Origin of the sequence: Klebsiella sp. K5-306, assembly GCF_051835185.1 — a bacterium.
GTDB classification, from domain to species: Bacteria; Pseudomonadota; Gammaproteobacteria; order Enterobacterales; family Enterobacteriaceae; genus Klebsiella; species Klebsiella oxytoca.
This window is the reverse complement of the sequence record NZ_JAIFJY010000007.1, coordinates 1-23,950: the sequence shown is the minus strand read 5'-3', so window position 1 is coordinate 23,950 and position 23,950 is coordinate 1. Positions and strand designations below refer to the sequence as shown.

The following is a 23,950-nucleotide window of genomic DNA, read 5'->3' as shown; positions in this document are numbered from 1 at the left end:
TCTTATGGAACGCTTTCTGGAAAATGCTATGTACGCCTCGCGCTGGCTGCTGGCGCCGGTTTATTTTGGCCTCTCGCTCGGTCTGATTGCGCTGACCATCAAATTTTTTCAGGAGATCTTCCACATACTGCCGCATATTTTTAGCGTCAGTGAGTCGGATATGATTCTGACCCTGCTGTCGCTGGTGGATATGACCCTGGTGGGCGGTTTGCTGGTGATGGTGATGTTCTCCGGGTATGAAAATTTTGTCTCGCAGCTGGATATTAACGAGGGTAAAGAAAAACTCAGCTGGCTGGGCAAAATGGACGCGACGTCGCTGAAAAATAAGGTTGCCGCCTCCATCGTGGCGATCTCCTCTATTCACCTGCTGCGGGTGTTTATGGATGCGAAAAACGTCCCGGACAATAAGCTGATGTGGTACGTCATCATCCACCTGACCTTTGTGCTCTCGGCCTTTGTTATGGGCTACCTCGATCGTCTGACCAAAGTGAAACACTGATCCCTTCTCTCCCGGCGGCGTTAGCCGCTGGGCTTTTTTCTCCCCGTTTCTGCTTTTCTGCGCTGGCGTATGTCCGGGCTTCTGCTTTGCTTAAAGGGCGCTTAACAACGGAGGCAGGGTGATGACGCGATTAACGGCCAAAGATTTCCCGCAGCAGCTGCTCGAGTATTATGACTACTATGCCCACGGCAAAATCAGCAAACGCGAGTTTCTCCAGCTGGCGGGGAAATATACCGTCGGCGGGATGACCGCGCTGGCGCTGTTTAATCTGCTGAAGCCCGACTATGCCCTGGCAGAGCAGGTACCGTTCACCGACCCGGATATCCGCCCGGAGTATATTCATTATCCCTCTCCTGATGGCCACGGCGAAGTGCGGGCTTACCTGGTGACGCCGACGAAAATAGCCGACAAAGCGCCCGCCGTGGTGGTGGTTCATGAGAACCGCGGCCTGAACCCCTATATTGAAGACGTAGCCCGGCGGGTAGCGAAAGCGGGGTATATCGCGCTGGCGCCGGATGGCCTGAGCTCCGTCGGCGGCTATCCGGGGAATGATGATGAAGGCCGCGCGCTACAGCAGAAAGTCGATCCCGTGAAGCTGATGAATGACTTTTTTGCGGCGGTCGAATTTATGGCGAAGCATCCGCAGGCGACGGGGAAGGTCGGTATCACCGGTTTTTGCTACGGCGGCGGCGTCAGCAACGCGGCGGCGGTGGCGATCCCGGAGCTGGCCTGCGCGGTGCCGTTTTACGGCCGCCAGCCGCCGTTGAAGGAGGTCGATAAAATAAAAGCGCCGCTGCTGCTGCACTATGCCGGCCTTGATAGCGGCATTAATGAAGGCTGGCCCGCCTATGAACAGGCGCTGAAGGCGCATAATAAAGTCTACGAGGCCTATCTCTATCAGGGCGTGAATCACGGCTTTCATAATGATTCCACGCCGCGCTACGATCGGGCTGCGGCTGGCCTGGCCTGGCAACGTACGCTGGCGTGGTTTGAAAAGTATTTACGCTAGCGCAAACGCCATAAATAGCGCTACCGCTCGCTCAAAAAATCGCTATATAATTTATTATATAACGATTGGGAGAGCGCGATGGAAAATCATTTTGGAAAAGGCTTAATGGCGGGGCTACAGGCATCCCATGCTGACACCGCCGCGCATGCGGCGAATTTTTGCACCGACTATAAACGCGGGTTTGTGCTCGGCTACTCGCACCGCATGTTTGAAAAAACCGGCGACCGCCAGCTCAGCGCCTGGGAAGCGGGGATCCTCACTCGTCGCTATGGCCTGGAAAGAGACATGGTGATGGACTTCTTCAAAGAGGGCGGTTCTTCGACCGCGATGCGCTACTTTATGGCGGGCTATCGGCTGGAAAGCTAAAAACCGGAGGCGGGCGCCTCCGGTGGGCCAGAGCGTTACGCCTGGCGCTTATCTTCGGTTTGCGTTTCGAAGTCGCTGGCGGCATGGCGCTCATGAAGCTGCTCATTGAGCGGGCCAGAGGTACGGTTAACCATGCGTCCACGCTGTACGGCGGGGCGATTGCCAACATCCTGCGCCCAACGCAGCACGTTTTTATAGCTTCCGGCATCAAGGAATTCGGCGGCATTATAGACATTCCCCAGCACCACGTTGCCGTACCACGGCCAGATGGCCATATCGGCGATGGTGTACTCTTCTCCCGCCACAAAACGACCGCGGGCAAGCTGCTTGTCCAGCACGTCAAGCTGGCGTTTGGCTTCCATCGTAAAGCGGTCTATCGCGTATTCGATTTTCACCGGCGCATAGCTAAAGAAGTGGCCAAAGCCGCCGCCGAGGAACGGGGCCGCGCCCTGCAGCCAGAACAGCCAGTTGAGGGTTTCAGTGCGTCCTGCCGGATCTTTTGGCAGGAAGAAACCGAACTTTTCCGCCAGATAGAGCAGGATGCTGCCGGATTCAAAAACGCGGGTCGGCGGAGTGGTGGAATGGTCGCGGAGCGCCGGGATTTTTGAGTTTGGATTAACCTCGACAAAGCCGCTGGAGAACTGATCGCCTTCACCGATGCGAATCAGCCAGGCGTCATATTCCGCGCCGCTAACGCCTAACGCCAGCAGCTCTTCCAGCATGATGGTCACCTTCTGGCCGTTGGGCGTCCCCAGCGAATAGAGCTGAAGCGGATGCGCGCCCACCGGCAGCTCCCGCTCGTGCGTTGCGCCGGAGACCGGGCGGTTGATATTGGCGAATGCGCCGCCGTTGTTTTGCTTCCATTCCCACACTTTAGGTGGCTGGTAGTTATTCTCTGACATGCTGATCTGCCTTTTTAGTGAGGTGTTGAAGTCGTGACGTTACCGTGCCGGAGCGCCGGTCTAAGCCAGAATCCGCGCGGCCCATACGCTGACGTCGTCGCCGCTGCCGAGATCCGCCTGCACCAGGCCATTAATCATAAAGGTCGGCGACACGTGGATGCCGTTCTGGCGGGCGTATTTGCTATGCCATTTGATCTCGTTTTGCAGCTCGGGGCGGGCAAACGCTGCGGCCAGCGAGACGCGGCTGTAGCGTTCGAGACGTTCAATAATCTGCTGCGGCGTGGCGTCCATATTCGGCCCGCTACAGTGGTCGGTAAACTCAAACTCTTCGCGGTGGTCGGCGACGGCTTTAAGCACCTTATGCGCCTGCTCGCGGCCGTGCGGGAGGGTTGACGCGGCGAGAATACAGCGGACGATGACGCCGGAAAACAGATGCCACGGTTGAGACTGCAAACGTATTTTGATCGTCACGTTATCTGCGCCAACTTCATCCAGCAGGTCATCAAGCTTATTAAAGGCGCGAACGGAATAGGGGCATGTGGGTTCAAGGAACACCTCAAAGGTGCGTGGCCCATGACCCCAGACCAGCGGTTGGGCGGTCAGATGCGAAGGTGTGCTCATTGTCGGCTCCTGATAATTTTTTTATCTCAAATAACGATATCACTTTTGCCCGGGGGCGCAGGCTTATTTTCCTTAAGGGCACGATTAGCGAATCGAATGAGTGGTATCATCACTTCACCTCTGTCTGGTAAGTGCCTGCGGCAGGATAAGAAGAGGGAGTTTTGTTTCGCCAACTGCCCGGGCTGCATTAATTTGAGGTCAGGCTAAATGAGCAAAGGTTCGACAAGCAGTGACGCCCCGTTTGGTACACTATTAGGCTACGCACCGGGCGGCGTGGCGATTTATTCATCTAATTACAGTAGCTTAAATCCGCAAGATTATCCGGATGACGCCACGTTCCGCAGCTATATCGGTAATGAGTATATGGGGCATAAATGGCAGTGCGTGGAGTTCGCGCGCCGCTTTCTGTTCCTCACCTACGGTTTTGTTTTCACCGATGTCGGCATGGCCTACGAGATTTTCTCCCTGCGTTTTTTACGCGAGGTGGTCAACGACAATATTCTGCCGCTGCAGGCGTTCGCCAACGGCTCTCGTCGTCCGCCGATCGCCGGCTCGCTGCTGATCTGGCAGAAAGGCGGCGAGTTCAAGCACACGGGCCACGTGGCGGTCATTACTCAGCTGGTAGGGAACAAGGTGAGGATCGCCGAACAGAACGTGATTCACTCGCCGCTACCGCAGGGGCAGCAGTGGACCCGCGAGCTGACGCTGGAAGTGAAAAATGGCCTCTACACGATTAAAGACACCTTTGCCGATACCGAAATCCTCGGCTGGATGATCCAAACCGCCGATACCGAACACAGCCTGCCGCAGCCAGTGCTGCCGGGTGAGGCGATGGCGATTAAAGGCGCGCGGTTGCCGAACAAAGGCCAGTTTCGCGGCAACTGGCTCAACGAGAAAGATTCCCTGCAAAAAGCCTATGTCGAAGCAAACGGCCACGTCATCAATAAAGACCCTTACCAGTATTTCACTATTACCGAAAGCGCCGAGCAGGAGCTCATCAAAGCCACCAACGAGCTGCATCTGATGTACCTGCACGCTACCGACAAGGTGATGAAGGACGATAGCCTGCTGGCGCTGTTCGATATTCCGAAAATTCTCTGGCCGCGCCTGCGCCTCTCGTGGCAGCGCCGACGCCATCATATGATTACCGGTCGTATGGATTTCTGTATGGATGAGCGCGGGCTCAAGGTGTATGAGTACAACGCCGACTCCGCGTCCTGTCATACCGAAGGCGGGCTGATCCTCGAACAGTGGCTGAAGCAGGGCTACTGCGGCACCGGCCATAACCCCGCGGAAAACCTGCTCGATGAGCTTGCCGGAGCGTGGAAGCACAGCCGGGCGCGCCCATTCGTGCACATCATGCAGGATAAGGATCTGGAGGAGAACTACCACGCGCAGTTTATCCAGCGTTCGCTGACGCAGGCCGGTTTCGAGAGCAAAATTCTTTACGGCCTTGATGAGCTGCGCTGGGATGCCGCCGGGCAGTTAATTGATGCCGATGGACGCCTGGTCAACTGTGTCTGGAAAACCTGGGCATGGGAGACCGCCATTGAGCAGGTGCGCGAAGTCAGCGCCGACGAGTACGCGGCGGTGCCGATCCGTACCGGGCACCCTGATAATGAAGTGCGTCTGATTGACGTCCTGCTGCGCCCGGAAGTGTTAGTCTTCGAGCCGCTGTGGACGGTTATCCCCGGCAACAAGGCGATTTTGCCGGTGCTTTGGTCGCTGTTCCCTAATCATCGCTATCTCCTGGATACCGATTTTGTGGTCAACGAGCAGCTGGCGGAAAGCGGCTATGCGGTTAAGCCTATCTCAGGCCGCTGCGGCAGCAATATCGATCTGATTGGCCCGCAGGATGAAGTGCTGGATAAAACCAGCGGCCAGTTTTTCGATCGCAAAAATATTTACCAGCAGCTGTGGTGCCTGCCGAAGGTGGATGGCAAATACATCCAGGTTTGCACCTTTACGGTTGGCGGTAACTATGGCGGTACCTGCCTGCGCGGAGACGATTCTCTGGTGGTCAAAAAAGAGAGCGATATTGAGCCGCTAATCGTGCTAAAAGACAACGATAGCCGTTAAATTTTATCCCGGATTACGGCGGTGAGCGCCTTATCCGGGCTGCGGTTCTCGTCACCTGCGGCATTTGTAGCCCGGGCAAGGCGCATCGCGCCGCCCCCGGGGGAAGGCCGCAGGATGCTGAAGAATATCCCGGAGGCGATGCTGCGCATCTGTCCGGGCTACCGAACATACGAACCCGTAGCCCCAGTGAGCCTAGTGCGACCGGGGGAGTTATCGGTAAAAAACAGATAAAACATCACAACAACAAGACAGAAAAGGAAAATAGTATGCACGATCGGCGACTCGCCGCCCGCGCGGGTGAACTTAAGCCCTCCGCCGTCCGCGAACTCCTCAAGCACAGTAAACTGCCCGGCGTGATCTCCCTGGGCGGCGGCATTCCGGCTCCGGAGCTTTTTGATACCGAAGGCCTGAACCTGGCGGTGCAGCAGGTGATGAACGGGCGCTTTAACGATGCGTTCCAGTACGGTTTGACCGAAGGTTATCCGCCGCTGCGTCAGGCCGTCAGCGAACTGTGTCAGGCGCGCGGCGTGGACTGCCCGGCAAGCCACGTTTATATCACTTCCGGTTCGCAGCAGTCGCTGGATATCGTCGCCCGCACGCTCCTCGATCCGGGCGATGCGATTGTCGTTGAGCGCCCGACCTATCTGGCGGCGCTGCAGGTCTTCCAGCTGGCGCAAGCCAATATTCTCAGCGTGGATACCGATGATGACGGCATGCTGGTGGAACAGCTGGCCGATCTGCTGGAAACCACGCGCGTGAAAGCCGTTTACCTGGTGCCGACGTTTGGCAACCCAGGCGGGAAGACCCTCAGCGAAGCGCGCCGTCGTCGCCTGGTTGAGCTGGCGAAAAAGCACGACTTCGTGATCATTGAAGACGATCCGTACGGTGAAATCAGCTTCACCGATGAAGTGCGCCGTCCGCTGTATCAGCACGCGGTTGAACTGGGCTGTGTCGATCAGGTGGTGTATACCTCCACCTTCTCCAAGATCCTCGCGCCGGGGATGCGTATTGGCTGGATCGTGATGCCGGACTGGCTGGCGCAGCAGACGGTGATCGTCAAGCAGGCGGCGGATCTGCACACCAACATGCTATCGCAGGTCATCACTGCGGAATACCTGAGCATGAACCGTCTGGAAAAGCAGATTGCCCTGATCCGCGAAGATTACCGCAAGAAGTGCGTGGCGCTGGCCGACGCGCTGGAATCGCAGCTTGGCGAGCATCTGGAGTTCAGCCGTCCTAAAGGCGGTATGTTCCTGTGGGCTCGCTTCCGCTATCCGTTCGATACCATGGAATGGATGAAGAAAACGCTGGAAAACGGCGTGGTCTACGTGCCTGGGGAAGCGTTCTATAACGACAACCCGGATACCCGCACGCTGCGTCTCTCCTACTCTACGGTATCGGCTGACGGTCTGATGACCGCCGTCGAGCGCCTGGCGAAATCGCTGTAATCGCCTTGCTTCGCGCCGCTGGTCGGCGCGGAGCGCTCTCCGCCCACGTTTCTTCTATTAACGGCCTGAATTCAGGCTAATCCTTGCCTGTCCGGCGAGCGCAATGAGGGGAGCTGAAGTTGAATGACGTGAGCGGTTTTGGCATCGCCCGTCATCGCTGACGACGGGCGAGAGAAACGTAGTGCTGGGGTTCTGGCGGCTTATCGCCAGCCCGGGGTTTAATCCTGGTCGGCAATGCGATCGTCAAGCCAGATCAGCATCAATGAGGAGAGAAAAGCGACAGCGATGGTACCAATAGCTAACAACATAAGAAGCCTCAGGGGTTTTTATTATTTTTCTGCTTTTACCGATGAGCGATTGTTTCTGTCCGTAATGGTCACTTTTGTGGCTGATTGTGAGGTGGCGAGGGTGAAGAAATCGTCAGCATCAATATCGAAATTGAGAACGATTTCTCTGTATTTGCCACAGTTCATTAACTCTTTTGCTTCTTTCATACTACTGGCGGTAATAGTAGGCATCAGTTTCATCTCGTTTAAAAACTGAGAAGCAAAATAAGAGCTAGTCGCTACCAGATCAACTACTTTTTCTGGTAAAGGCAACCGCAGTCGTCATGAGGGCTGCGGCTGTCCATCACCTTGTGAAACATCATTTCTGTTTTACCTTTCCTTTCAGCGCTGCGTTTTACGCCGCGCGCCTGTTTAGCGTGAACGCTGTTTTTCGCTCATCAGCTGGCGGCAGCGCTGCTGATCCTGGCCGAGGCTTTTCTGCTCTTCCGGAGTGAGCTGCTGCCAGGTGTCCAGCATCCGCTGGCCCAGCGCGGGAACGTAATGGGCTTTATGCAGCGCATAATCTGAATTGCCGCCTTCAATGATATTTTCCATATCGCGGAGAAATGTCTGGCTATCCTGGTGGTCGATCACGCAGAAAACGGAGCGGTAGTACGCTTCGTCCTCTGCGGAGTAGCGCGGCGTGAACCACCAGATAAGCAGGGCGATAAGCGCGATAAGCGGGATAATAAAAGCGAGTTTCTTCAGCATGAGTGATTCAAAAAAGCAAATTGAAGAACCAGTGTAACCGCTGCAGGCACAGGATGTAAGCGCCGTCGCGGGCCGGCAGCCTGACTCCAGCCCGCTGCGGTGTCGGTCAATAGCCGACCCGATAGATCCGCCCGCTCTGAACGCCTTCCACGCTGCGACGGTAGGCCTGAGCCACGCTGGCGGCAGGGACGCTGGCAAAGCCGGGGAAGAAACCGTCGTAGGCTGCCGCCGATTCCGTTAATACAGTGGGGCTAATCAGGTTAATACGGATCCCGCGCGGCAGTTCACAAGCGGCGGCGCGAACAAACCCCTCCAGCCCGGCGTTCACGGTGGTGGCATTGACGCCCTGAGCGATAGGCTCATGCGCCACGATCCCGCTAATCAGCGTAATCGAGCCGCCATCGTTAAGATAATGCTGGCCGGTCAGCGCCAGGCGAATCTGCCCCAGGAGCTTATCCTGTAAGCCCTGGTTGAAATCGCGATCGGTCATGGTCGCCAGCGGGCCAAAGAACAGATTACCGGTGGCGGAAACAATCGCGTCTACCTGACCGATTTTCTCAAACAGGCTCTGCACGCTCTGCTGTGAGGTGATATCAACCTGATAGTCGCCCTGAGTGCGGCCGACGCGAATAACTTCATGACGCTGGTTTAATTCTTGCGCAACCGCGCGGCCAACGGTACCGCTGGCGCCAATAACGATGATTTTCATAGCAGGTTCCTCTCTCGGATGAGAGGCTATTCTTTAATAAAACAGATAGCGGATAAACTGGCTGAAAGTTAAATGATTACTAACCTGAGGTTTGTAATATGGATAAGCTACGGGCGATGGAGACCTTTATTGCGGTCGTGGAGTGCGGCAGCTTTACCGACGCCGCGGCGCGGCTCGAGATGTCGGCGGTGATGGTCGGGAGATATATCGCGCTGATCGAACGGCAGCTTAATACCCGTCTTCTTGAGCGCAATACCCGCCGCCAGAGCCTCACCGACGCCGGGCGGGTCTATTTTGACGAGGCGAAACGCGTCCTGGAGCAGGTTTCAATCGCTGAAAGCGCGGTGGAGAGGCTGCGGATCGCGCCCGCGGGCACGCTGCGGGTAAGCGCGCCGACGTCGTTTGGCGCCTGCGTCATTGCTCCGCTGACCGCCACGTTTCTGCAGACATGGCCCGACGTGCGCGTGGAGCTGGATCTGACTAACCGGATGGTCGATCTGGTGGATGAGGGGTTCGATTTGGCGATCCGCATCGGCGAGATCCGCAATAGCGATCTGGTGGCAAAATATCTCGCGCCCTACCGGATGACGATCTGCGCCGCGCCCGGGTATTTAGCCCGCTACGGTACGCCGACGACGCCTGCTGACCTGGCCGATCACCTCTGCTTGTCGCATACGGTGTGGACCGCACGCAATGAGTGGAAGCTGCCTGGCGCCGAGGAGGGTGTCCGCTGGAAGCGCGATGCCGTCCTGCGCTGCAATGACGGCTATGCCCTGCGAACGGCGGCGATCGCCGGGGCCGGACTGGTGTTGCAGCCGGAAGTCCTGCTGGCCGATGCGCTGGAGAGCGGTAAACTGGTGCGCGTGCTGGAGGCGTATACCCCGCAGCCGAGGCCGGTTCACCTGCTCTGGCGGCAGGATCTGCGGCCGCTGCCGAAGCTGACGCGCTTTGTTGAACATCTTCTGCAGGGGCAACGCCAGAACGGGCGGACCGCTTAATTCTCTGCCGGGCGGCGGCCTGACGCTATGGGGGTCTTGTTGGCCCGGCAAGGCGTCAGGCACCGCCGGGCAATCTGCTTAGTCGCGCAGCGCGTGGCGCCAGTCGGCGATCAGATCCTGCGGATCTTCGATCCCTACCGACAGACGAATCAGCTGGGGAGTAATGCCGTTGGCTAAACGCTGCTCCAGCGGGATCGATGCGTGGGTCATGCTAAACGGCTGGCTCACCAGGCTTTCCACGCCGCCGAGGCTCTCTGCGAGCGTAAACAGCTTCAGCTTGCGTATGATCCGCTCGGCGTAGCCATCGTCGCCTTTGACCACCACGGAAATCATCCCGCCGGGAAGCGCCATCTGCCTGCGCGCCAGCTGATGATGCGGATGCGAGGCCAGCCACGGGAACCAGACCCTTTCGACCTGCGGCTGCTGCTCCAGCCACTCGGCAAGCAGCAGCGCATTGCTGCTGTGGCGCTCCATACGCAGCGCCAGGGTACGAATACCGCGCAGCGTCAGGAAACTGCTGAACGGATCGAGCACGCCGCCAACCGCGTTTTGTAGATAGCCCAGCTTTTCCGCCAGCGCGGCGTTGTCGCCGACCACCGCCAGTCCGGCGACCACATCGGAGTGGCCGTTAAGGTACTTGGTCGCCGAATGCACCACGATATCAAAGCCCAGCTCAAGCGGACGATGGATGGCCGGCGAGGCGAAGGTGTTGTCGGTAACGCTGATAATATTGTGCCGCCGCGCAATGGCGGCGATGGCGCTGAGGTCGGCCAGCTTAAGCAGCGGGTTGGTCGGCGTTTCAACCCAGATCATGCGCGTGTCGGGTTGAATAGCCGCTTCGATGGCCGCCAGATCGTCGGGCTTCACCCAGCTCACCCGCAGGCCGGCGCTGCGGCGGCGAACGTTTTCAATCAGCCGGTATGTGCCGCCGTAGACATCGTCGACGGCGACCAGGTGGCTGTCTTTATCCAGCAGCTCCAGCACGGTTGAGATGGCCGCAAGGCCGGAAGCAAAGGCGTAGCCGCGCGTGCCGCTTTCCAGGTCGGCAATCGCCGTCTCCAGCGCGTGGCGCGTCGGGTTGCCGCTGCGCGAATATTCGTACCCGGTATGCTGGCCCGGCGCGGGCTGGGCAAAGGTGGAGGTGGCATAAATAGGCGGCATCACCGCGCCGTGTTCATCGGTAAATGTGCCGCTATGTACGCTCAGGGTATGCAAATTTGTCATTAAGAAGTCCTTACTGTTCGAGTCGGTTACGCCAGGTGGTCAGCACATCGCTGCGGGTAATGAGGCCAAGAAAACGATCGTTGTCGGCGATAACGGCCACCAGACCGCGATCGAAAATGGCCTTCAGCGCGCTTTCCGGCGCGTGCTTATCCAGGGTCTCCACGTTACGGGTCATCGCTTCCCTGACCGGCAGAGAAAAGCGCTGACTGTCGCCCTGGACGTGGCTAATCAGATCCCATTCGTCGACGATGCCGACGACGCGGCCGTTTTCCAGCACCGGTAGTTGTGAGATGTCGTAGAGACGCATACGCGCGAGGATGGCCGCCAGGGTATCGTCCGGCGCGGCGGTGATGGTTGCCCCTTCGTCGTGGCGCAGAGCGATAAAATCGCTGAGGTCGCCGCGCGAAGGGCGGCTTAAAAAGCCCTGCTGGCGCATCCAGTCATCGTTAAACATCTTTGATAAATATTTATTGCCGCTGTCGCAGGCGAAGGTCACCACGCGTTTAGGGGATGTCTGCGACCGGCAGTAGCGCAGGGCGGCGGTGAGCAATGTTCCGGTAGAGGAGCCTGCCAGAATGCCTTCAACCTGCAGCAGCTGGCGGGCAGTGGCGAAAGCTTCGCTATCGGTGACGCGGTATGCGCTGCGGACGCTCTCAAGATGGGCCAGCGGCGGAATAAAGTCTTCGCCGATCCCTTCAACCAGCCAGGAGCCGGTTTCACCGTAGCGCCCGGTTTCGACCTGGTCCGCCAGAATGGAGCCCGCCGGATCGGCGAGGATAAATTCCGTTTTCGGGGAGTGTTCAGCAAACCAGGCCTGTAGCCCACCGAGGGTTCCGCCGGAGCCGACGCCGACGACAATCGCGTCGATATCGCCCTCCAGCTGCCGGAAGATTTCCGGGGCAGTGGTGGTGGCATGCGCCAGCGGGTTAGCCTCGTTATTAAACTGGTCGATATAAAAGGCGCCTGGCGTTTCGTCGGCAAGACGCCGGGCGTAGTCCTGATAGTAGGCGGGATGGCCTTTGTTAACGTCCGAGCGGGTAAGCTGTACCTGCGCTCCCAGCGCGCGCAGGTGGAAAATCTTCTCGCGGCTCATTTTGTCCGGCACCACCAGGATCAGGCGATAATTTTTCTGCGCGGCGATCAGCGCCAGCCCGAGGCCGGTATTGCCGGCGGTGGCTTCGATAATCGTGCCGCCGGGTTTTAATTTTCCTTCGCGCTCTGCCTGCGTAATCATGGATAGCGCGACGCGGTCTTTTATCGAGCCGCCGGGATTTTGATTTTCCAGTTTCAGAAACAGGCTGCAGGGGCCGGTATCCAGCTTATGAAGCTGCAGCAGGGGAGTATGACCAATCAGGTCGCTAACGGAATGAAAAACTGACATAACATTTTGCCCATTCGTATCGAGATGATTTGAATGGTAGGGCTGCAAAATTGGCATTTTAAAGAACTTTTGTCTGCCGCTAAGAGCAAAAAGGAATATAAGATGCTTTTTAGCCGTCCGGAGGGAAAGGTTGTTAGCCGCCTGGGCGTGTCGATTTCCAGAATAGCGCGCTTTTGCCCGGTTTTTCGCCGAATTATCCGTTTTTACGCGCTGCTTTATCTCTATTTCAGAAAAGGATTGCCAAAAATATTCGATAGTTTCCAGCGGCAATTTTCAGGTGCCAGCGAAAATATCAGCGCCGGTATACCGGGACATTGTTCAACGGAACAAATTCAGATGGATGAATTATTCCTGATAAGATGCTCCTTCTCGTTTCAATAAAAAATATATATCAGGAACCCTTTTTCCAAAAATATCCTGCCCTGCAGGTTAATCAGCCAGGAAATTGTCTGGTACGATCCAGTTAACAGAACAGGAACATAATTTATACCTGAAAGACATATACATGTAATGATTCAGTCGTAACCAGTTACAAGGAAGCTACTATGAATAAAAACGACATGAGTCCTTTACCTACCAATACCCACGAGTGGTTTTTTAATCGTAACAGCATCATCATTTTGCTCGATATTGTTCTGTTTATCGTTCTCTACAACACGCTACCCTATGAGCCGAAGGTGGTCATGGGACTGAGTATGCTCGCTTTTATCGCCGTATTATGGTTAACGGAAGCGCTGCACGTGACCGTTACGGCAATAATGGTTCCCGTCATGGCCGTGCTGTTGGGGGTATTCAATACCCAGGCGGCGCTAAACAGTTTCGCTAACTCTACGATATTCCTTTTCCTCGGCGGCTTTGCTCTGGCGGCGGCGATGCATGTGCAGGGGCTGGATAAAGTCATTGCCGATAAAGTATTAGCGATGGCGAGGGGCAAAATGAGCCTCGCGGTCTTTATGCTGTTTGGCGTGACGGCGCTGCTGTCAATGTGGATCAGTAATACGGCGACGGCCGCAATGATGATGCCGCTGGTATTGGGGATCCTGAGTAAAGTCGATGGCAAAAACAGCCATTCGACCTATGTGTTTGTGCTCCTGGGGATTGCCTATAGCGCCAGCATTGGCGGGATGGCGACCATCGTCGGCAGTCCACCGAATGCGATTGCCGCCGCCGAGGTGGGGCTCTCCTTCTTTGACTGGATGAAGTTCGGTTTCCCGGCAATGATCGTCTTACTGCCTGTCGCTATTGCGATTCTTTACCTCGTGTTCAGGCCGGAACTTAAGGGGACCTTTGAAACGAATACTGAGCAGGTCGATTGGGATAAAGGCAAAGTTGTCACCCTGGCTATTTTTGGCCTTACCGTATTCTTCTGGATTTTCAGCGGACCCATTAACGACCTGCTGGGCGGTTTTAAATCCTTTGATACCATTGTGGCATTAGGCGCCATTATATTAGTCAATTTCGCCCGGGTGGTTCACTGGAAGGATATAGAAAAAACGGCTGACTGGGGCGTGCTGTTATTATTCGGCGGCGGTATCTGCTTAAGTAATGTGTTGAAAGAGACGGGCACCAGTCTGTTCCTGGCAAACCAGATTAGCGGGATGGTGGCTCATATGGGGATATTTATTATTATCCTGGTGATTGCAACATTCGTGGTCTTTCTGACCGAGTTTGCTAGTAATACGGCCAGCGCCGCTTTGCTTATTCCCGTATTTGCCTCAGTGGCCGAAGCGTTCGGCATGTCGCCTGTGATTCTGTCGGTATTGATTGCCATTGCGGCTTCATGCGCTTTTATGCTGCCCGTGGCGACGCCGCCAAACGCTATCGTTTTCGCCACCGGCCATATCAAGCAGCAGGAGATGATGCGCGCCGGCCTGTTTTTGAATATTGCCTGTATCGTCGTTTTGACCGGATTTAGCATGTTATTTTGGATGTAACTTAAACGCAGCGCGGCGGTCATTGCTGGCCGCCGTGTCGGGATTACTCTCTTTGAGCGACAGGCGGGGCGCGCTCTTGCCATCGGCGACATCGCCAGTATAAAGCGATGCCGGGCGTTAACGATTAAGCCAATAATCTAGGGTAGCGTAAAGGTGACCGTTGCCCTGGCGCTCCAGGCGCCTGAGGCGTTCGAGCTTTGCGCTTTCCACTGCGCCGTCAACGACTGTGGCGTCTGCACGGGGTGGGTATAGGTGGCGCCCGAACAGACGTTGGCGTTGGTATTGTCGCGCTTTATTCGAAAATCGATTTGCCCTGTTGTCGCACAGGTCCAGGATTCAAGAACGTTAAAGTTTCTTGTACTGTTAATCATAAACGGGCGGATTACATTGCCCTGCCCGGTTACGGTAAGCGGTTGTTCCATATAGGTTGTGCGCCAGGCGGAGATAGTTCCAGTGTTAAATACCGTCCCGGGGAGAATATCAATCGCGGCAATATTGCGGATATTTACGGTGGTAGTATTGATGATAGGGAGTGCCGGCGAGTAACTAATCGTCGGGGCATAAGCGGGTTTACTGGTCGCAGGCACTATCGTAAAAGAAAGGGGAAATGCAGTCCCATTGTCCAGCCTGGAGACACCACCTTGCAATACGCTGCAATAAAGATAGGTATAAGGCGGCGTTTTGGCAGATAGTGTCGCCTCCAGATTGATATCGAAAGTTGGCCAGGTGTAACTTGCTTTTCGAGTCATACTTGGATAGGTGAAAGAGGTCGTATTGACGTCTATTATACCTGTCTTGTTCAACTGGACAGAGCTTGTACCAGGGCCAAAATTAAGCCCAACAAAATCGCCAAAAATCGTTAAAGAATTTACATTACTCGATGCACTAAAAAAGGATTTACAAGAGGCGCTTTTCCCCATATAGAGTACGTCAGCATCTAAAAAGCTAAAACATCCGTTTACGGTAAGAGAAGTTCCGCTGGCGGTTGCTGTACAAGCTAATTCGGCATTAATTTCAGCGGCGGCTGATGTGGCAATAGCGGCACTCCCAGTGGCGTAGGTATGCGCTCCCCAGTACAACAAGCCTCCTCGTGCGGCAGACGTAGTAGTGCTAAGGAGAACTTTTTCACCGTTAGGAATTACCGACGCGCTGGCCGTAACGGTCTTTGGCGTCAGCGTGACGGTTATCGGATCCGTAGTATAAGCGCCGGTTACCGGATCAAACGATCCGCTATTGGCCTCAGGGGGGACCATCAGCGTTGCCGCGATGGCAACGAACATAAACACAAACCACTTCATTCTGTTCTTCCTCGTAAGGAGTGCTATTTACTTCGCCCAAGGGCGCAGAATTATTGACAGACGCTCGTCGCGTTCCAGAGACCGGACGCGCCAGCTGATTTATGGGCTATATAATCCGCCCGGCAGGCGGTTTCCTGCCCCTGGCCATTCCCCCATTTCACCTGTAGCGTCCCTTTTTGCGGTAAACCGCTCAGCAGCACTTCTCCGCCATCACCGACAATTGACGCGTTTTCTTCACTTTTAAGCAGTGACGCCATTGCGCCAAAGGGGACCGGTTTGCCGCCGGGCAGCGTTAATGTCATCAGGACACGGTGGCCAATGGCGGTTTTATACTCCGCCCTGACGATAGCCCCGCGGGTGGGAACAACTTTATTGGTCATATAGGTGATATCGGTATCGTCCCGCAGGGTTTTGCTATTCAGGCTAATATCATTGCGGCGATACGGGGTCAGATAAGGAACAACCGCATAGCCCCGGCTGTCCGTAGAGATGCCGCTATAGTTATTGATACCGACGCCTTCGGCATCCGGTGCTTTTACCAAGCCAATGGTTTCACCTAAGGGTTGTGACAGGGTGATACCATTTTCATGAACGACGAGCCCGCCGGCGATGCCGTACCCCAATTGCCGGGTATCACGGCTGTGGCTGTAAGAACCATTTACCGTTCCATAGCTTGTCTGCCAGTTGGCATTTGCTCCTACCAGTTGTTCGTTATGGCTGGAGTGAGTGGCGTTGATGCCCCAGTCAAGGCTGCCATCATCAAATGCCGAGCCGTTGAGCCTCAGGTTATGGCTGGTCCCGTTTCCACTCGTCCGGGTTGTGCCATAGGAGGCGTAAGTCTGGGGCAGGAACTTATCCAGAGGCACATTAATTTCAAAAGAGACAACATTATCCTGATCGGCATGGCCATACAGGCCGGTGTTGCGGTTCCAGGAGTAGTTCAAACTGATGCCAATGGCGTTGAAGTTTTTGTAGTACCCCAGGTTCGCCGACAGGCTGTTACGTTTGTTATGCCAGTAATCCTCACTGATCAAGGAGGCATTAAACGCGCCAAAATTGGCGCCAAGATCCTGATTCACCGACAGCTCAGCCCGGTTACGACGGCGGTCAGTAACATATGATGGAATGTTACTATCGCTTCTGTAGGTGCCGAGCGTCTCCTCCAGCGAGCGAAATCCGGAGGTTGAATAGCGATAACCGGCGATGGTGAAGTTTGTTCCCGTTTGCAGGAAATTTTTGCTATAGCGCACCCGTAGCGACTGACCCTGTTGCCTGCCCGTATCCGTCGGCGCTGACACCGAGTGGATGACATCGGCTGAAAAAGCGCCCCATGCGCCGATGTTCTTGCCCACGCCCAGAGCGTAAGACTGGTATTTGCTGCCTGCGTTTTGCACCCCACCGTACAGCGTAAAACCGAGCGGGAGACCATAAATACCGGTTCCCTGCACAAACAGATTTTTTTCCGTTTGCGGATCATAGGCGCGAAACTGACCGCCCGTTACGCTATAACGAAATTTCCCTTCGCGCTGCAGCACAGGCAAAGAGGCATAGGGGATAATCAAATGTTGTTCGCTTCCATCCGCTTCTTTAATCGTGACGTCAAGATCGCCTGCCCCGCCTGTAGAGGCGAGATCCGTTATTTCAAATGCTCCCGGCGCCACTTTGGTTTCATAAACCACGTATCCGTTCTGGCGTATGGTGACAAGGGCATTACTGCGGGCAATCCCCCGCACTACAGGCGCATAGTTGCGTACGCTGGAAGGCAGCATGTCATCATCTGAGGCTAGTTGAACACCGCGGAACGGTACGCTATCGAAGACATCAGAAGGGGCGGAACTGTCACCTAACGTCAGTTGGCTTCGCAAAGAGATAATATTCCGCTGAAGATAGCTGTAGACGTTGTCCCATTTACTTCCACTCTGATTACTATGCTCAAAGGTGGTGTAGTTGCGCAGACGCCACGGCCCGATGTTTATTCCCGGCCGCAGGTTGAGGTACGTACTTTTATAGGTATCAGCACCGTTATACTGGCTCTGATAACTGTTCATGCTGTAATTGAGTAACACGGCAGGAATCCCCTCATCCCAAAGCTCGACGGGCACTTCATCCTGACTGCGTGCCTTTAATGCCGCGTGGGGAATGCTCAGGTTTAGCCGCTGTCGGTTAAACTGAAAGTCAGTAAACGCGTCTGGAATAGCGTCCAGCTTAATGCATTCGCTGTTACTGTCCTGCAGCTCTGGAAACGGGGCGGTATTAATCCCCCACTGGGTGAGTTCCTCCAGGGTAACGCAGGGTTCCAGCTTGCCATCAGCAGTTTTCGAGAACATCACGTCACGGGCCTCGGCGGTCACCATCTCATTATTCACTGAGATATCGACCCGGTATTTTCCCGCAGGCTGACCATTGGCGACTTCAAAGACCGAGAGGTCGGTTGTACGCTCTGAAACACCATCCCGAACCTCAAGCAAGGCAGGATTAAAATACTCATCCGCAAAAGATTTATCAGGAACATTCAGAAGCGTAATGATAATCAAAAGGGATGTATATTTCGCAGTGAAATTTATCTGTCGCAAAATTCCATACCTGTTATACAAAAACATCGGTGAGAATTAATATGTGGCGTGAAACTCTTTGCCACTCGTTCCGTAGTCATTAATTATTTTCCAGTCAACACTATTGCTGGCCGCACCGGATGGAATAGTAATTAACAGCTCTGATTTGGGCGCTACATAGGTTTGTTCAGGGAGCACAGGCTTAAACATCTGACCTCCTACCTTGATCATCCCAAAGTTCATATAAAACGGCGTTGGGTTAGTAACCTGAATCTGATTACCTACTCTTTTCCAGCTAAGCAGGCTGGCGCTTTCTTCCGGTATACTCTTAATTGATGCGGGGCGGTAAATAAATTTCAGCCTTTTTTTAATCGCCAGCTGTAAAGTGTTTTCGCGCATGTCCTCTTTTTTAATTGACGGGATGCTTTTAATATTGAGCCAGAATAAAGATTCGCGATCATCCGGGAGTCGTTCGCCGCTGTAAATAGCGCGTAAGGTATTATCCTGCCCTGGTTCCAGGCGAAACAATGGTGGCGTGATCGTAAATGGAGCTTTAGATTTGTCATGCTCCCCCCGGTCTACCCAGGACTGAATAAGTACCGGAATCCCTTTGTTTGAGTTACTGACAGTAATGGAAGCCTCTTTTTCATTGCCGTTAAAAACCAGACGAGTGCCCCCGACAGAAACAGCTGCAACGCTGCTAGTGCTAACTGAGACTGAAGCCAAAAATAAAGATAAAAAAAGGAATGCTTTCATGAATACTCCACTAACGGGGGCGCTGGCACCCCCGCCATATTACATATTTACATATAAGAGATATTTACCTGGGCTACGGCGTTAGCCTGGCCCGCGGTGACAGCGGCTGAGGTACTGATATAATTAGCCGTAAAGTTGAGCTGCTGCGTAGCGGCAGATGTCAACGCAATACCAGAATCGGCGGAGTTAATATCGATATTGGTGCCGTCAGCCTTTTTGATATTAATCGATACACCGGTTGCGCCACCGCCGTTCAGTGCCAGGTCGCCTGCCGCATCCGCTGCGCCTGAAAAGGTAACCAGCGCGGCAGTCGGACCACCTGATGCCGGACAACCCGTTAAGTTAATGGAAAAAGGAACCGGGAGGGTCGTCGTTCCCACAGTCGGGAATTGCGCGATACCGAATGTGCCGAGCTGAACGTTTACAGTATTATTCGAGGTAGCTACGCTACAGGCTTCCTGAAGAATGGTTCCGCTGAAGTTAACGGTGGCATCTGCAGCCAGTGCCTGAGATGCAGACACAGATAACAGACCAAATGCAAACGCAACTGCTGATAATTTTTTCATACATCATTATCCTTAATATAAGCAACCGAAGTCATTCGGCGCATATTGCTATAAAGTTTCACAGAGCCATATCACATGAATGGCCTTGGGTAACAACATAACGATCCCGTTATTTCTATGCACCTGAAAACGTCTTATTAAGAATGTTTGATCGTTCATAATTTACGCCTGGAAAAATCCCTCTCCTGGCATATAAAAGTTGCAGCATGACTTTTTGCTGCCGGCTAAAAACGGCACAAAGCGTACTTATCAAAATGCTTAATAACATTACCTCTTCATTTATCTGGTTTTTTATTATCGAACCACAGGGGGGGGGCGGTTGAGGGCGGGCTTTATTACAGGTTAATGTCCTGGGTTTTATGTTGTAATTTTGTTTAAAAATCTCGCTTAATTTAAATAGATATTAACAAGGTGCCTTGCCTTGACTGTTTATTAATATTTCATAATACCTGTTGTTATTATTTTAATAGCGAGGGATGAAATCGATAATGTTCTTTATAATCAATCGGTTGTGATGTTCTATTTTGGGGCTTTAAATGTATTTAAGAACCTTTAAGGTTTTTTAAGGGCATTTCATGTGGCAGCACGTGACAGCTTTTAGCATTAAATGAGATGATTTCCTTGAGAAAACTGTATTTTACCTTCACGTCACGGGTTTATCCCTGACACAGGGAAACCAGGATATTACGCTATGGCTTTTTTATGATACGTCACGGGACGCGCGTTTTTGCCATGCACTCACAAATCGTGACCTGATTTTGGCTTTCAGTCATATAAAATTTAAAAGGATCAATGATGAGTAAGATTATAAGGCACGAAATTAATGAAAGCTGGGCAATATCCGGAGTGGTCGAATCCTGTGGTTTGGTCTTTGTGAGTTACTGTATTGGTAACATCGGGAAGCCCATCGAGGAACAGATAAATGGCGCTTTCGATAATTTGAGCGAAAGGCTTAACACTATCGGCCTGACGCTGGAGTCAGTCGTAAAAATTGATGCTCTGTTTCGCGACGTATGGAATATCCCATTAATGGAAAAAGTCATGCGTCAGCGATTCAACGGCCATTATCCCGCCAGAAAATCAATTCAAACCGAGTTTGCCCATGCTGGCGGGGCCACAGGTATGCTCTTTCAGCTTGATGCGATTGCCTGTCGTTAATCGATGTCGCCTCTTCTGTAATTGACAGGGGCGCGCCGTTTCGCTGTTCAACCGGGAAGCCATTGCATCGACCTCCCGGCTTGCTGACCCGCTAAAATAAATCGCTATCACACGAATAGGCATTTTATTCGGATGAATTGATTTTAAACCATCGCTTTTTTTGCCGGGTCGTAAAAAACAAAAGCGATTTTGTTTTTGTCAGGATCGCGAACGTAGGCACTGTAAAAATCAGCGCCGTAGTGCGGACGAAAAGCCGGTGGGCCTTCATCTTCGCCACCATTCTCAATCGCTAATCTATAAAGTTCCTGGATCATTTCAACGGATACCGCATTCAATGCAACCATGACGCCATTACCTCGGGTGGCGGGGAGATTATCAAACGGCATTCCAACGCATAATCCGGTAGTATGATTATCTTTGAACGTTCCCCATGCGGCGCCTTTTTCGCTACGCCCATCGAGAGGATGGCCAAGCACGCGCATCAAAGGCGCATAAAATTTATAGGAAGCTTGAGGGTCATTGGTTCCCAGCATAATATAAGAAAACATAGCATCTCCTATTTAAAAATAGAGCATAACATAGCTAAGATATAACGAATATTTACCGGGTGTGAATTCAGATATTACATGAAAAATTCCCGGATAAGGTTGGCGATAATGAATAAAGAAGAGGTAAGGATCGTGCTTAACTTATGCTGTGCTGACGCTTCCCCTCAGCGTGGCAGGCTGGAATGATAAATATTTGTTATATCCAGTCAGAAGGGAACCACGGGCTCCCGACAGTAAAAAACAATAGACTTAACGGGGATAAAAAAGATCGACGCCCGGGCGCTATGTTCTTTTGACGCTAAGGATAGCGTTGACCATTAGCGCTAACACGCCGACGGGACTGATAAAAAACACCTTCGTTGGGCAATAACTGATTGTAGTTTCAGGGTTTATTCGTTTTAAACCTACATTTTTAATCACGACGTTCCGTAAATTTTTAACCATGACCCGGCTAATACGTTTATGGGCGCGGACGTTTTTGGTGAAGTTCGACAGCCGAAAAGACTCAGCATTAAAAATTAAAACGTCACATATGTTTTTTCAATTATATAATTAGCTATAATGCATGTAATTCCAGCTACACTGATCACCTCCTTACCCTTTTAACCTCTTTTAACATATCAGCCGCGAATAGCATATGTATTGGATCATAAACAAAAATATAGAATTTTGGCCTGAAAATAAGCGGTTAATCTCGTTGAAAAACCCGGCGCTGAGCGTCACATTGACGGCTCCGGCAAGCCACTGTCTTGTTCTTTTACTGGAAGCCTCACCGGAGCTGGTCAGCCAGCAGACTTTTTTTAAAAAAGTTTGGGAAGATGAGGGGATCCTGGTTCCTGCAAATACCTTGTATCAAAACATATCGATTGTCAGGCGCGGACTGCGCGATGTCGGAGAAACGGATAACTCATTAGTCGTGACGGTGCCGCGTAAAGGTTTTCATATCAATGCCAACGTTAACATTGAAAAACGTGAAAAAATATCTTTAGATTCAGTAGGTTCTGCTGATGCATCTCTCGCGGTGCAGGATAGCGTTGCGGGAAAAAAAGCAACCACTGAATCTGTGGCTACCGTGCATACGGCTGATAAGAAAAACGCCCGCTCAAAGGCTGTCACACTCTTGATTATGGCATTGAGTTTACTGGCGGGCTTTTTTTCTCTGCATTACCTCTGGCACTTTAATGATGAAAAGCCCTTTTTTAGCAGCTATACATTAGTTGAAAGCGATCGCGGTTGTCATTTTTATACCATAGATGATAATCATGCCAGCATTGATAAATTTAATAGTTATAAGTCTTTGATTTTCAAATCCGGACTGGACTGTAAGAAGTATCCCTTTGTTTATTTTTCCATGTCGCAGATGACTCCAGGTTTTATAGTGTTTATTTGCAGGAAAAGCTACACCGCGAAGGCTTCTGCCGGATGTGTTACTCTCTCTTTTCGTGGAATTGTACATGAATAGAATAAAAATTGTGATTGGCTTTTTTATTTCTGGCGCTCTGGCAGGGGGGATCTATAATTTTGTGAACGATAAAATACATCATAAGGAAGAGTGTACGGCATCGCTCGTGGTCTTCAAGGATAATACACAAACTAATTTGACCTTAAATTTCATGTATTCACTTGCTGAAGGTAAGGGTACCGTTGCGGTCAGCGGTAGCTATCTGGATGGCGGGAAACTGCAGGGCCATATCAGAAGAGATGTCATCTATGATATGGTCAAAAATCATGAAACTCACCATTTCCACTCCAGAGAAATAAACCGATACGGTAACATTGACTCTGTGTCGGATGAGTTCCTGGCCAGCATCCTGCCTGACTTTTACGTTTATCCAAATGAAAAAATAAGCTATATTATTTCAAAGCAAAATGAGCATAGCTTTCTGATAAAAATTGGGTCACGACCGCTACTGTATTGTGCTAATTAACGGTACGGATGATGAGTCAGGCTTGCTTATCATCCACAATTATCTGGCATAATCGTCCTTTAAATGGTCTTTTATAATGAGTAAATCAGTTAGCTTCCCTGCGCCAATTTTTCGACAGGCCACATATCTGTAATTGCTGACGATCTTACTGGTGAGCGATAGAGATTCAGCGATAACATGCGTATCTTTACCTTCAAGGCTTTTGTTGAGAATGATTTTTTCAATTTTGCTTAAGCGCTGGTTTTTGGTCGGTTTACACTTAACCCGTCTGATCAGGCAGCGGAGCGCTTTCATTATAACTTCCGGCGGCGCTTTAGCATTTATCACGGTATCTGCATCACAGATGAGTGCATGCTGCGACGAACTCAGAATCAGTAATACTTTGCATCGCTGGTTTAACGAGGAAAGTTTGCTGGCGTTGCATTTGTTTTCTAAACTCAGATGCAGGATAACAATATCTTCATAGTTTAAACGATCGAGTTGCGGGTCGTCACACTGACAGCTTTTGATTTCCATCGCGTTATATTGTCCGACACAGATAATGCCATCTCGAAGATACTGGTTATTGCTGATGATGAAGATAGCCATGATAACTCCCGTAAGCATTTCACTCATGATGTGTCGTATTCAATGACTATATCTGATTGTTCAGAAATTCAAACTTATCTCGTCTTAAATTTTCTTATTTTCTCATGTTAAATGGTAAAACTTATAGTAAACAAGGAGTTGTATGATTTTTTGAGGTGTCTGATAAGATATAAATAACATTTGGAAAATTCCTTATTAAATAATAATCGTCTTTTAATGTGCTTAGGGAAGGTGCGAACAAGTTCCTGATATGAGATCATCATATTCATCCGGAGCGCATCCCAGAGGGACATCATGAGCCATCAACTCACCTTCGCCGATAGTGAATTCAGCACTAAGCGCCGTCAGA

25 protein-coding genes are annotated in these 23,950 nt (G+C 52.3%); 12 read left to right on the top strand and 13 right to left on the bottom strand.

The window, feature by feature from the left end:
* Positions 1-4 precede the first annotated feature (4 nt).
* The 3 genes from K2184_RS12625 (at position 5) to K2184_RS12615 (ending at position 1,874) form a co-directional block, all read left to right on the top strand.
* Complete coding sequence (locus K2184_RS12625) at positions 5-499, top strand: TIGR00645 family protein (RefSeq protein WP_004105804.1); 495 nt, start codon at positions 5-7, stop codon at positions 497-499.
* Between the two features lie 121 nt (positions 500-620).
* Positions 621-1,508: a YghX family hydrolase gene (yghX, locus tag K2184_RS12620; RefSeq protein WP_004105802.1), complete on the top strand. Its 888-nt coding sequence runs from the start codon at positions 621-623 to the stop codon at positions 1,506-1,508.
* Between the two features lie 78 nt (positions 1,509-1,586).
* Complete coding sequence (locus K2184_RS12615) at positions 1,587-1,874, top strand: DUF2623 family protein (RefSeq protein WP_004105801.1); 288 nt, start codon at positions 1,587-1,589, stop codon at positions 1,872-1,874.
* Positions 1,875-1,909: 35 nt separating this feature from the next.
* On the opposite strand, the gene yghU is transcribed toward K2184_RS12615, so the two are convergent.
* Complete coding sequence (gene yghU / locus K2184_RS12610; RefSeq protein ID WP_004105799.1) at positions 1,910-2,776, bottom strand: glutathione-dependent disulfide-bond oxidoreductase; 867 nt, start codon at positions 2,774-2,776, stop codon at positions 1,910-1,912.
* Between the two features lie 60 nt (positions 2,777-2,836).
* The gene (locus K2184_RS12605) at positions 2,837-3,397 is read right to left on the bottom strand and encodes a DsbA family protein (RefSeq protein ID WP_004105797.1); all 561 of its coding nucleotides are present in this window, start codon (positions 3,395-3,397) and stop codon (positions 2,837-2,839) included.
* Here K2184_RS12605 and K2184_RS12600 point away from each other — a divergent pair.
* From K2184_RS12600 to K2184_RS12590, 3 genes are all read left to right on the top strand, one after another.
* Positions 3,397-3,528, top strand: coding sequence for a hypothetical protein (locus tag K2184_RS12600; protein WP_306344562.1), 132 nt, complete (start codon positions 3,397-3,399; stop codon positions 3,526-3,528). The genes K2184_RS12605 and K2184_RS12600 overlap by 1 nt on opposite strands.
* 76 nt (positions 3,529-3,604) lie before the next feature.
* Entirely contained in the window at positions 3,605-5,476 is a 1,872-nt protein-coding gene (gss, locus tag K2184_RS12595; protein ID WP_004105796.1) for a bifunctional glutathionylspermidine amidase/synthase, read from the top strand.
* 266 nt (positions 5,477-5,742) lie between these two features.
* A complete protein-coding gene (locus tag K2184_RS12590; RefSeq protein WP_004105794.1) occupies positions 5,743-6,924 on the top strand; it encodes a PLP-dependent aminotransferase family protein in 1,182 nt (393 codons plus the stop codon).
* A 329-nt stretch (positions 6,925-7,253) separates the two neighbouring features.
* On the opposite strand, the gene K2184_RS12585 is transcribed toward K2184_RS12590, so the two are convergent.
* The 3 genes from K2184_RS12585 to K2184_RS12575 form a co-directional block, all read right to left on the bottom strand.
* Complete coding sequence (locus tag K2184_RS12585) at positions 7,254-7,442, bottom strand: hypothetical protein (RefSeq protein ID WP_004105789.1); 189 nt, start codon at positions 7,440-7,442, stop codon at positions 7,254-7,256.
* A gap of 180 nt (positions 7,443-7,622) precedes the next feature.
* Entirely contained in the window at positions 7,623-7,961 is a 339-nt protein-coding gene (locus K2184_RS12580; RefSeq protein WP_004105787.1) for a hypothetical protein, read from the bottom strand.
* Between the two features lie 106 nt (positions 7,962-8,067).
* On the bottom strand, positions 8,068-8,670 hold the full coding sequence (locus K2184_RS12575) for a short chain dehydrogenase (protein WP_004105785.1): 603 nt from the start codon (positions 8,668-8,670) through the stop codon (positions 8,068-8,070).
* A gap of 98 nt (positions 8,671-8,768) precedes the next feature.
* On the opposite strand from K2184_RS12575, the gene K2184_RS12570 reads away from it, so the two are divergent.
* Positions 8,769-9,668, top strand: coding sequence for a LysR family transcriptional regulator (locus tag K2184_RS12570; RefSeq protein ID WP_163524776.1), 900 nt, complete (start codon positions 8,769-8,771; stop codon positions 9,666-9,668).
* A gap of 78 nt (positions 9,669-9,746) precedes the next feature.
* On the opposite strand, the gene K2184_RS12565 is transcribed toward K2184_RS12570, so the two are convergent.
* Positions 9,747-10,892 (bottom strand): trans-sulfuration enzyme family protein, encoded by a 1,146-nt coding sequence (locus tag K2184_RS12565; protein WP_004115602.1) that lies wholly within the window; start codon positions 10,890-10,892, stop codon positions 9,747-9,749.
* Between the two features lie 10 nt (positions 10,893-10,902).
* Positions 10,903-12,273 carry a pyridoxal-phosphate dependent enzyme gene (locus K2184_RS12560; RefSeq protein WP_049593885.1) on the bottom strand — a complete coding sequence of 457 codons (1,371 nt, stop codon included), beginning with the start codon at positions 12,271-12,273 and terminating at the stop codon, positions 10,903-10,905.
* A 33-nt stretch (positions 12,274-12,306) separates the two neighbouring features.
* On the opposite strand from K2184_RS12560, the gene K2184_RS12555 reads away from it, so the two are divergent.
* Positions 12,307-12,654 (top strand): hypothetical protein, encoded by a 348-nt coding sequence (locus tag K2184_RS12555; protein ID WP_224258111.1) that lies wholly within the window; start codon positions 12,307-12,309, stop codon positions 12,652-12,654.
* Between the two features lie 164 nt (positions 12,655-12,818).
* Positions 12,819-14,207, top strand: a complete 1,389-nt coding sequence (locus K2184_RS12550) for an SLC13 family permease (RefSeq protein ID WP_016807993.1) — start codon at positions 12,819-12,821, stop codon at positions 14,205-14,207.
* Between the two features lie 137 nt (positions 14,208-14,344).
* Here the strand turns inward: K2184_RS12550 and K2184_RS12545 are convergent, their stop codons facing one another.
* The 4 genes from K2184_RS12545 to K2184_RS12530 are packed head-to-tail and all read right to left on the bottom strand — an operon-like array spanning position 14,345 to position 19,379.
* On the bottom strand, positions 14,345-15,505 hold the full coding sequence (locus K2184_RS12545) for a hypothetical protein (RefSeq protein WP_196552935.1): 1,161 nt from the start codon (positions 15,503-15,505) through the stop codon (positions 14,345-14,347).
* Between the two features lie 50 nt (positions 15,506-15,555).
* Positions 15,556-18,078 carry a fimbria/pilus outer membrane usher protein gene (locus K2184_RS12540; protein WP_196557190.1) on the bottom strand — a complete coding sequence of 841 codons (2,523 nt, stop codon included), beginning with the start codon at positions 18,076-18,078 and terminating at the stop codon, positions 15,556-15,558.
* A 36-nt stretch (positions 18,079-18,114) separates the two neighbouring features.
* Positions 18,115-18,813, bottom strand: coding sequence for a fimbrial biogenesis chaperone (locus K2184_RS12535; protein WP_004105771.1), 699 nt, complete (start codon positions 18,811-18,813; stop codon positions 18,115-18,117).
* Positions 18,814-18,860: 47 nt separating this feature from the next.
* Entirely contained in the window at positions 18,861-19,379 is a 519-nt protein-coding gene (locus K2184_RS12530; protein ID WP_023321638.1) for a fimbrial protein, read from the bottom strand.
* A gap of 792 nt (positions 19,380-20,171) precedes the next feature.
* Between K2184_RS12530 and K2184_RS12525 the strand changes: the two genes are divergently transcribed.
* Positions 20,172-20,537, top strand: coding sequence for a RidA family protein (locus K2184_RS12525; protein ID WP_224226463.1), 366 nt, complete (start codon positions 20,172-20,174; stop codon positions 20,535-20,537).
* A 143-nt stretch (positions 20,538-20,680) separates the two neighbouring features.
* On the opposite strand, the gene K2184_RS12520 is transcribed toward K2184_RS12525, so the two are convergent.
* Entirely contained in the window at positions 20,681-21,085 is a 405-nt protein-coding gene (locus K2184_RS12520; protein ID WP_004105765.1) for a VOC family protein, read from the bottom strand.
* A gap of 637 nt (positions 21,086-21,722) precedes the next feature.
* Here K2184_RS12520 and K2184_RS12515 point away from each other — a divergent pair.
* Entirely contained in the window at positions 21,723-22,547 is an 825-nt protein-coding gene (locus K2184_RS12515; RefSeq protein ID WP_004105763.1) for a winged helix-turn-helix domain-containing protein, read from the top strand.
* Positions 22,540-23,013, top strand: a complete 474-nt coding sequence (locus tag K2184_RS12510) for a hypothetical protein (RefSeq protein ID WP_004105761.1) — start codon at positions 22,540-22,542, stop codon at positions 23,011-23,013. The genes K2184_RS12515 and K2184_RS12510 overlap by 8 nt, the downstream gene beginning before the upstream one ends.
* Before the next feature lie 39 nt (positions 23,014-23,052).
* Here K2184_RS12510 and K2184_RS12505 read toward each other — a convergent pair whose 3' ends face one another.
* Positions 23,053-23,601, bottom strand: a complete 549-nt coding sequence (locus K2184_RS12505) for a LuxR C-terminal-related transcriptional regulator (RefSeq protein ID WP_004105759.1) — start codon at positions 23,599-23,601, stop codon at positions 23,053-23,055.
* Positions 23,602-23,950 lie beyond the last annotated feature (349 nt).

Coding starts and splice junctions, on each gene's coding strand:
- K2184_RS12590 (WP_004105794.1), top strand. CDS start 5,743: ATGCACGATCGGCGACTCGCCGCCCGCGCGGGTGAACTTAAGCCCTCC.
- K2184_RS12585 (WP_004105789.1), bottom strand. CDS start 7,442: ATGCCTACTATTACCGCCAGTAGTATGAAAGAAGCAAAAGAGTTAATG.
- K2184_RS12545 (WP_196552935.1), bottom strand. CDS start 15,505: ATGAAGTGGTTTGTGTTTATGTTCGTTGCCATCGCGGCAACGCTGATG.
- K2184_RS12605 (WP_004105797.1), bottom strand. CDS start 3,397: ATGAGCACACCTTCGCATCTGACCGCCCAACCGCTGGTCTGGGGTCAT.
- K2184_RS12510 (WP_004105761.1), top strand. CDS start 22,540: ATGAATAGAATAAAAATTGTGATTGGCTTTTTTATTTCTGGCGCTCTG.
- K2184_RS12575 (WP_004105785.1), bottom strand. CDS start 8,670: ATGAAAATCATCGTTATTGGCGCCAGCGGTACCGTTGGCCGCGCGGTT.
- K2184_RS12555 (WP_224258111.1), top strand. CDS start 12,307: ATGGTAGGGCTGCAAAATTGGCATTTTAAAGAACTTTTGTCTGCCGCT.
- K2184_RS12560 (WP_049593885.1), bottom strand. CDS start 12,273: ATGTCAGTTTTTCATTCCGTTAGCGACCTGATTGGTCATACTCCCCTG.
- K2184_RS12535 (WP_004105771.1), bottom strand. CDS start 18,813: ATGAAAGCATTCCTTTTTTTATCTTTATTTTTGGCTTCAGTCTCAGTT.
- K2184_RS12525 (WP_224226463.1), top strand. CDS start 20,172: ATGATGAGTAAGATTATAAGGCACGAAATTAATGAAAGCTGGGCAATA.
- gss (WP_004105796.1), top strand. CDS start 3,605: ATGAGCAAAGGTTCGACAAGCAGTGACGCCCCGTTTGGTACACTATTA.
- K2184_RS12515 (WP_004105763.1), top strand. CDS start 21,723: ATGTATTGGATCATAAACAAAAATATAGAATTTTGGCCTGAAAATAAG.
- K2184_RS12615 (WP_004105801.1), top strand. CDS start 1,587: ATGGAAAATCATTTTGGAAAAGGCTTAATGGCGGGGCTACAGGCATCC.
- K2184_RS12530 (WP_023321638.1), bottom strand. CDS start 19,379: ATGAAAAAATTATCAGCAGTTGCGTTTGCATTTGGTCTGTTATCTGTG.
- K2184_RS12580 (WP_004105787.1), bottom strand. CDS start 7,961: ATGCTGAAGAAACTCGCTTTTATTATCCCGCTTATCGCGCTTATCGCC.
- K2184_RS12625 (WP_004105804.1), top strand. CDS start 5: ATGGAACGCTTTCTGGAAAATGCTATGTACGCCTCGCGCTGGCTGCTG.
- yghX (WP_004105802.1), top strand. CDS start 621: ATGACGCGATTAACGGCCAAAGATTTCCCGCAGCAGCTGCTCGAGTAT.
- K2184_RS12570 (WP_163524776.1), top strand. CDS start 8,769: ATGGATAAGCTACGGGCGATGGAGACCTTTATTGCGGTCGTGGAGTGC.
- K2184_RS12505 (WP_004105759.1), bottom strand. CDS start 23,601: ATGGCTATCTTCATCATCAGCAATAACCAGTATCTTCGAGATGGCATT.
- K2184_RS12520 (WP_004105765.1), bottom strand. CDS start 21,085: ATGTTTTCTTATATTATGCTGGGAACCAATGACCCTCAAGCTTCCTAT.
- yghU (WP_004105799.1), bottom strand. CDS start 2,776: ATGTCAGAGAATAACTACCAGCCACCTAAAGTGTGGGAATGGAAGCAA.
- K2184_RS12565 (WP_004115602.1), bottom strand. CDS start 10,892: ATGACAAATTTGCATACCCTGAGCGTACATAGCGGCACATTTACCGAT.
- K2184_RS12550 (WP_016807993.1), top strand. CDS start 12,819: ATGAATAAAAACGACATGAGTCCTTTACCTACCAATACCCACGAGTGG.